This window comes from Nostoc flagelliforme FACHB-838 (genome assembly GCF_014698065.1).
Taxonomy (GTDB): Bacteria; Cyanobacteriota; Cyanobacteriia; order Cyanobacteriales; family Nostocaceae; genus Nostoc; species Nostoc flagelliforme_B.
In genome coordinates, this window is the sequence record NZ_JACJSI010000319.1 from 1 (window position 1) to 6,796 (window position 6,796).

Here is a 6,796-nt window from a genome sequence, read left to right on the forward strand (position 1 = left end):
TTCGTATCTTAGGAGACACCAACGATAATTCCTTGAGATGCACCTGACTGGATTTCCATTTTTGGAAACAATACCCAATTTACAACTATTTGAGCCTTAACTGAACCGTATTGGAGTATGTTAGCAACTTCATCTGGCAAAAATGCATCTATCTCAAAAACTGACTTTTCCCGTTAAGTCATGAAACAACGAAGCAGCAAGAGTTTCAGACTATACTTAATTTTCAATAACTTCACATTACTGACAATAAATTACGAAAGAATAGGACTTTGGGCTAGGGGTATAGTAAGCGATCGCTCAATCAAGGAGATAACGGGAAAAGTCAGACCAATGCTGTTTTGTATCCTTACTCAGTTGAAGCTAGCAAATGCAAGAAATATTGAACAATGTGGTGCATACCAGATGCAAACGTCTGGCTAAATCTCTCCTTCGCCCTTGCGTGCCAGTACAATTATCCATTGGTTTATGCCTCTAATTTTGACTTATTATTTTATGTGAGAAGTTCAAAAAAAGTTTTGAGATTACTACTCTTCTACAATTAAGTTACTTTTAATTAAGCGTTTTTGTAAAGCAATAACAACAGCGGTCTGGCGATCAGCTACTCCCAATTTATGCAAAATAGTATGGATATGCACCCGGACTGTTCCAGGTGTAATGTAGAGTGCAAGAGCAATTTCTTGATTAGTTTTTTTTACTGCCAGCAACGACAGGATTTCCTGTTCGCGGTGGGTTAGAGGATTTTCAGGTGTTAAAAGGTTTGCCATCTGAGACTGGGACGGAGCAGACGCAAAGGTGGAGCGAATTTCTTTGGTTGCAGTTTCATCCCACCACGATGCGCCAGCAGCGACAGAACGGAGAGCCAAAACCAATTTTTCAGCAGCAATTCCTTTAAGGCAAAGTCATTAAGTGGCATCGGAAAATCAAAAACAAAGGTAATTTCAGTTATATTGCAGCTTAAATGCCGATTAGCTTACTAGCTGTTTCTTCGCCCAAAATAACTAAATCTACAGGTGCTAAATCAAGCTTTAAACCTTCAGTATCATTACGATAAACATCCAGCAGGGTTTCTAGGAGTTGTAGAGAAGTCTGATGGCTGCGTGCCATCGTTGCTAAAACTTTTTGCTGTGCTGGCAGGACTGCACCAAATTTCTATTGTTGAAAGGCTTTGAGAGCTTCAATTGCTCCTAGCAGTGGCGTCTTTAAATCGTGGGTGAGCGTGGAAGCAAAGTTTTCACGCAATCTGACTAATTCCTCTTGTGCTTCTAGCTTTGCCCTAGTCTAGGCACTCGCTTCTTCTGAGCGTCGAATGCGATAACTTAAAAACCCGGTCACAATCAATGCTATCGCCGCGATCACTCTACTTGCAACGATAGAAGCCTTGATCACTTCACCTCCTGGTACTACAAGATTCAACATGGTTAAGCATACAGCAATCAGAGTAGCTTGAAAGGTGGCAAGGCGCCCTAACCAGGAGTTTGCTAATAAAATCGGTCCGGTGTAGAGATAGCCGAACACATATTCATTCGGCGTAGAAAGCTCTAGAGCTAAAACAACTATAAATAGACTAGTAATGAGCAAATATTTGCCCAAAGGTGATTTTTTATCAGATAATTTAGCTTTTAAAATTAGCATTATATAAATAATTATTTAACTACGTTGTTTACTACAAAACTCCTATTTAAGTCTCTACATTTATTTTAGATATATTGGTTCCATTATGATATTTTTAGCTGCCGTTTATCCAAAAATATATCTAACTGTTTAGGCGGTCTAAACACAATAAACATTTATATAAACATATATAAACGCTGTTTATAAAAAATCTAAACTATATTTTATATCCGCTAGTCACGCAAATAGTATTTAATCAAAACTAGATGATAATGTACTGGGAGCTTTTTTATTTCATGTTACAAGGATGGATTCAAATTGCACTAACATTACTTATAGTCATTGCAACTACTCCCTTATTTGGGAGATATATGGCTAAGGTTTTTATGGGAGAGAGAACGTTACTCGACCCAGTGATAACTCCAATAGAACGAGCCATTTATGGCTTTAGTGGGGTGCGCTCACAAGATGAGATGACTGGCTGGCAATATGCCAAAGCCGTGCTGTATAACAATCTCGTTATGGGAATTTTGGTTTACTTGATCCTCATGGCTCAAGGATGGTTACCACTCAATCTTACAGGGCTAGGTGCGCCAAGTTGGGATTTAGCACTGCATACTACTCTTTCCTTCCTGACTAACACAGACCAACAGCACTACTCTGGCGAGACAACCTTGAGCTATGCCAGTCAAACTTTTGCACTTGGTTTTCTGATGTTCACCTCGGCGGCTACAGGTTTATCTGTGGGTATCGCCTTCATTCGTGGTTTAACTGGCAGACCTTTGGGCAACTTTTACAGTGATCTTACAAGGTCAATCACACGAATATTACTACCCATGTCCATTATTGGGGGATTGTTGTTAATCCTGGCAGGTGTACCAGAAACCTTGGCAGGGCCAGCAACAGCTACCACCTTAGAGGGCGCGACTCAGGTAATTGCCCGTGGTCCAGTTGCCCACTTCGAGATTATTAAACAAATTGGAGAGAACGGCGGCGGTTTCTTTAGCATCAACTCTGCCCATCCCTTTGAAAATCCTAATGGTTTCTCTAACTTGTTAGAAACTTGGGCAATGATTTCCATTCCCTCAGCATTGATTTATACCTACGGTGTATTTGCTAACAACCGTAAGCAGGCATGGTTAGTGTTCTGGATGGTATTTGTGATCTTTGTCATTTTAGTCGGCATTGCAGCAGTAGGTGAGTTTCAAGGAAATCCCCTTGTTAATCCATTGTTAGGAAGACAGCAGCCCAACTTAGAAGGAAAAGAAGTTCGATTTGGTTGGGCACAAACAGCACTATGGGCGGTAATGACTACAGCAACGATGTGTGGTGCTGTAAACGGAATGCATGATTCTTTAATGCCGCCAGGTGGATTTGCCACTCTATTTAATATGTTTTTGCAAATTATTTGGGGAGGTCAGGGAACTGGCACAGCGTACTTATTTATCTACTTAATTTTGGCAGTTTTTCTGACTGGGTTAATGGTGGGACGAACACCAGAATTTTTAGGACGCAAAATCGAGAAAAAAGAAATCGTCCTTGCCAGCGTCATCTTGTTAGTTCACCCCTTTGCCATTCTTATTCCTTGGGCAATTGTCTTTGGCTTTCCCGATACCCTGTCAGGCATTAGTAACCCCGGTTTTCACGGTGTTTCGCAGGTGGTTTACGAATATGCTTCAGCAGCAGCCAACAATGGTTCTGGCTTTGAAGGGTTAGGAGATGGCACCCTCTGGTGGAACCTTAGCACCAGTATAAGCATTTTGGCAGGACGTTATATCCCCATCATCGCCTTACTGCTTCTAGCAGATAGTGTGTCTCGCAAGCAAGCTGTTCCTATGACCTCTGGTACCTTAAGAAGCGATACCAGACTTTTCACCGGAGTTACAGGGGGCGTAATTTTGATTCTTGGTGCCCTCAGCTTTTTCCCTGTATTAGTTTTAGGACCTTTGGCAGAAGCATTTCAAATTGCCAGAGGCGGATAAACAATTCAAATCTGCTTATTCAAAATGGAACCATCAACTAAACTTCGACAAGAACGCAAACATACACCCAAAGCTAAAAATACTGGACTCTACTCTAGAGCTTTTCGGCAAGCATTCGTCAAGCTGCACCCACGCAATATGCTTAAGAATCCAGTAATGTTTCTGGTATGGATCGGCACAATTATCACTGCGCTGGTAATGATCGCACCTAACCTGTTTGGTCCAGCCACTGGAGAAAATCCCAGAGTCTTCAATGGTCTAATTACTTTAATTTTGTTCTTCACTGTTGTCTTTGCTAACTTTGCTGAAGCGATTGCTGAAGGACGAGGCAAAGCTCAGGCGGATGCTTTAAGAGCGACAAAATCCGATGTCAAAGCACATAAACTTCTTCCCGATGGCTCTATCCAAGAAGTTAGCTCTACAGCCTTACGTCGCGGGGACCAAATTAAAGTAATTGCAGGCGACATTATCCCTGCTGATGGGGAGGTAATTGTAGGGGTGGCTTCCGTGGATGAATCTGCAATCACTGGGGAGTCAGCGCCAGTATTGAAAGAACCGGGGTCAGACATAGCCAGTTCTGTGACTGGAGGAACGCGCATCACCTCTGATGAGTTGGTGATTCGCGTTACGGCTGACCCTGGTAAAGGCTTTATTGACCGGATGATATCCTTAGTAGAAGGGGCTTCCCGGAGTAAAACTCCCAATGAAATTGCCCTCACAGTCTTACTGGCAGTTTTGACCCAAGTTTTTTTAGTGGTAGTTGCCACTCTACCGACTGTTTCAGTTTACGTAGAATCACCAGTGAGTATTGCAGTATTAATAGCCTTACTGGTAGCGTTGATTCCTACCACAATTGGGGGATTATTGAGTGCGATCGGTATTGCTGGCATGGATAGAGTAGCCCAGTTTAATGTGATTGCCACCTCGGGACGGGCCGTAGAAACCTGCGGAGATGTTAACACCCTAGTATTGGATAAAACAGGCACGATTACCTTGGGAAACCGCATGGCAGAAGAATTTATCACAGTCAACGGTCATTCTCTGCATCAGGTAGCACAAGTCGCTTTAGCATCCAGTGTGTTTGATCAAACGCCAGAAGGAAAATCTATAGTTAAGCTAGCAGAGAAACTAGGGGCAAGAGTAGATTTTGACTCCAAACAGGCAGAAGGTATTGAATTTTCAGCCAAAACACGGATGAGTGGCACAGACTTACCTAATGGAGTGCAAATTCGCAAAGGTGCTGTAGATGCGATTAAAGGATTTGTCCGCTCCCGAAATGGAAAATTAACTCCTGAACTTGATGCAGCTTATGAGCGAGTTTCTAGATTCGGCGGAACACCGTTAGCAGTTTGTCAAAACGATGATATATACGGTGTTATTTATCTCAAAGACATTATTAAACCCGGCATTAAAGAGCGCTTCGACCAAATGCGACGCATGGGGATTAAAACCGTAATGCTTACAGGAGATAATCGTTTAACTGCGTCTGTGATTGCCCAAGAAGCTGGCGTTGATGACTTTATTGCCGAAGCAACCCCAGAAGACAAAATTGAGGTGATTCGTACTGAGCAAGCCCAAGGAAAGTTAGTCGCCATGACTGGAGATGGTACCAATGATGCTCCAGCTTTAGCTCAAGCAAATGTTGGGGTAGCAATGAATTCTGGCACGCAAGCAGCGAAAGAGGCTGCCAATATGGTAGATTTGGATTCTGACCCCACCAAATTGATTGATATCGTCACTATTGGTAAGCAATTGTTGATTACTCGTGGCGCGCTTACGACCTTTTCAATTGCTAACGACGTCGCCAAATATTTCGCTATCATTCCCGCTATCTTCGCAGATATTGGTGTTGGCAGTCTTAACATTATGGGCTTGGCAAGCCCTCAATCTGCGGTATTGTCAGCACTAATTTACAATGCCTTAATTATTCCTGCACTTATCCCACTAGCACTTACGGGTATCAAGTTTCGACCTCTAACGGCGGATCAACTTTTACAGCGCAATATTTTTATCTATGGGCTTGGTGGCGTCATTGCTCCTTTTATTGCCGTCAAAATGATTGACATTTTGATTACTGCGGTCGGTTTGGCATAATACGGTTTGGGACTATGAATTATGGAATATTTACCACAAAATTTTTCTGAAGTGTTTAGCTTGGTAGCCTGCAAACGAAATCGCATTCCACTAAATCTATTTTTGCTGCTGTGCTTTAATGTGCTGCTAGCACCAGCAGTACAGGCAGCAGCACCAGTAGAACTATCACGTTCTGCATCTTACGCTATTACCCTTTTAGGACTTGTCACCCTAAGCTTGTGTGTTTATTTATTTGTTGTGATTTTTCAACCGGAAAAATTTTAAATGAGTCAACTGCGTCAAATCAATAAAGCTATTCGTTCCACGCTTGCTCTGTGGGTGCTAACAGCATTCCTCTATCCCCTATTTATGCTGTTGTTTGGACACGTAGCATTGTCCTTCCAGGCAAACGGCAGCTTACTCACCAATCGTCAAGGAACAGTCGTTGGTTCTTCATTGATCGGTCAACCCTTTAGCAGCGAGCGGTATTTTTGGAGTCGTCCTAGCACTACCAACTACAGCACTGCCGATCCAAAAAAAGATGACGCTGGAGTTTTGAAAACTGGGGTGTCCGGTGCTAGCAATTTGGCTCCCAGTAACCCCGCATTGCTCGAACGCATTCAAGGCGAAGTGGCACGACTTAAACAGGCTAATATCCAACCTACCGCCGATTTAGTTTATACTTCTGGCTCTAGTCTAGATCCACACATCACCCCTGAAGCAGCCCAAGCACAGGCGCAGCGTATTGCCACTGTTCGCCGTTTTGACCCAAACCAAATTCAAAAGCTGATAGACCAAAACACTGATGGCAGATTCCTGGGTATTTTTGGCGAACCCGGAGTCAACGTCCTCAAGCTGAACATTGCTCTAGATGAATTAAATCCTGCTAGTTAACAATTAATCATTTTGGTTGGGCTGGGCGGAAACTGCCTTATTTGCCATCACCACAACAGCAACCATGACTGGTTTTGCTAACGGCATATTCGACTTGCTGATGCCATCCGGTGGATTTTGTGCCTTGCTCAACCTGTTTTTGCAAGTGATCTAATCATTTTTCAGTAGCGATAATATGTAAATCTATTTTTTGATGTCTAATTAACTGCATCAATCGTTGAGTAAAGGAGCCTTTG

General features: G+C 42.7%; 6 protein-coding genes and 2 pseudogenes. 5 read left to right on the forward strand and 3 right to left on the reverse strand.

Going from position 1 to position 6,796, the window contains the following annotated elements:
* Positions 1 to 8: 8 nt before the first annotated feature.
* The 3 genes and pseudogenes from H6G97_RS55110 to H6G97_RS42190 all read right to left on the reverse strand — a co-directional run.
* Complete coding sequence (locus H6G97_RS55110; RefSeq protein ID WP_277883426.1) at positions 9 to 140, reverse strand: hypothetical protein; 132 nt, start codon at positions 138 to 140, stop codon at positions 9 to 11.
* Positions 141 to 524: 384 nt separating this feature from the next.
* Positions 525 to 896: pseudogene (locus H6G97_RS42185) on the reverse strand (helix-turn-helix domain-containing protein); the annotation flags it as partial.
* A 70-nt stretch (positions 897 to 966) separates the two neighbouring features.
* A pseudogene (locus H6G97_RS42190) lies at positions 967 to 1,632 on the reverse strand (ATP-binding protein); the annotation flags it as partial.
* A 275-nt stretch (positions 1,633 to 1,907) separates the two neighbouring features.
* On the opposite strand from H6G97_RS42190, the gene kdpA reads away from it, so the two are divergent.
* From kdpA to H6G97_RS42215, 5 genes are all read left to right on the forward strand, one after another.
* Positions 1,908 to 3,593, forward strand: coding sequence for a potassium-transporting ATPase subunit KdpA (gene kdpA / locus H6G97_RS42195; RefSeq protein WP_190946512.1), 1,686 nt, complete (start codon positions 1,908 to 1,910; stop codon positions 3,591 to 3,593).
* A 24-nt stretch (positions 3,594 to 3,617) separates the two neighbouring features.
* Entirely contained in the window at positions 3,618 to 5,687 is a 2,070-nt protein-coding gene (gene kdpB / locus H6G97_RS42200; protein ID WP_190946513.1) for a potassium-transporting ATPase subunit KdpB, read from the forward strand.
* Between the two features lie 21 nt (positions 5,688 to 5,708).
* Positions 5,709 to 5,951 (forward strand): potassium-transporting ATPase subunit F, encoded by a 243-nt coding sequence (locus H6G97_RS42205; RefSeq protein ID WP_190946514.1) that lies wholly within the window; start codon positions 5,709 to 5,711, stop codon positions 5,949 to 5,951.
* A complete protein-coding gene (gene kdpC / locus H6G97_RS42210) occupies positions 5,952 to 6,560 on the forward strand; it encodes a K(+)-transporting ATPase subunit C (protein WP_190946515.1) in 609 nt (202 codons plus the stop codon).
* A 64-nt stretch (positions 6,561 to 6,624) separates the two neighbouring features.
* Positions 6,625 to 6,714 (forward strand): hypothetical protein, encoded by a 90-nt coding sequence (locus H6G97_RS42215; RefSeq protein ID WP_242055965.1) that lies wholly within the window; start codon positions 6,625 to 6,627, stop codon positions 6,712 to 6,714.
* Positions 6,715 to 6,796 lie beyond the last annotated feature (82 nt).

What these genes read in the sequence shown, in the direction of transcription:
- kdpA (WP_190946512.1), top strand. Translation starts at nt 1,908, where the DNA reads ATGTTACAAGGATGGATTCAAATTGCACTAACATTACTTATAGTCATT.
- kdpB (WP_190946513.1), top strand. Translation starts at nt 3,618, where the DNA reads ATGGAACCATCAACTAAACTTCGACAAGAACGCAAACATACACCCAAA.
- H6G97_RS42205 (WP_190946514.1), top strand. Translation starts at nt 5,709, where the DNA reads ATGGAATATTTACCACAAAATTTTTCTGAAGTGTTTAGCTTGGTAGCC.
- kdpC (WP_190946515.1), top strand. Translation starts at nt 5,952, where the DNA reads ATGAGTCAACTGCGTCAAATCAATAAAGCTATTCGTTCCACGCTTGCT.
- H6G97_RS42215 (WP_242055965.1), top strand. Translation starts at nt 6,625, where the DNA reads ATGACTGGTTTTGCTAACGGCATATTCGACTTGCTGATGCCATCCGGT.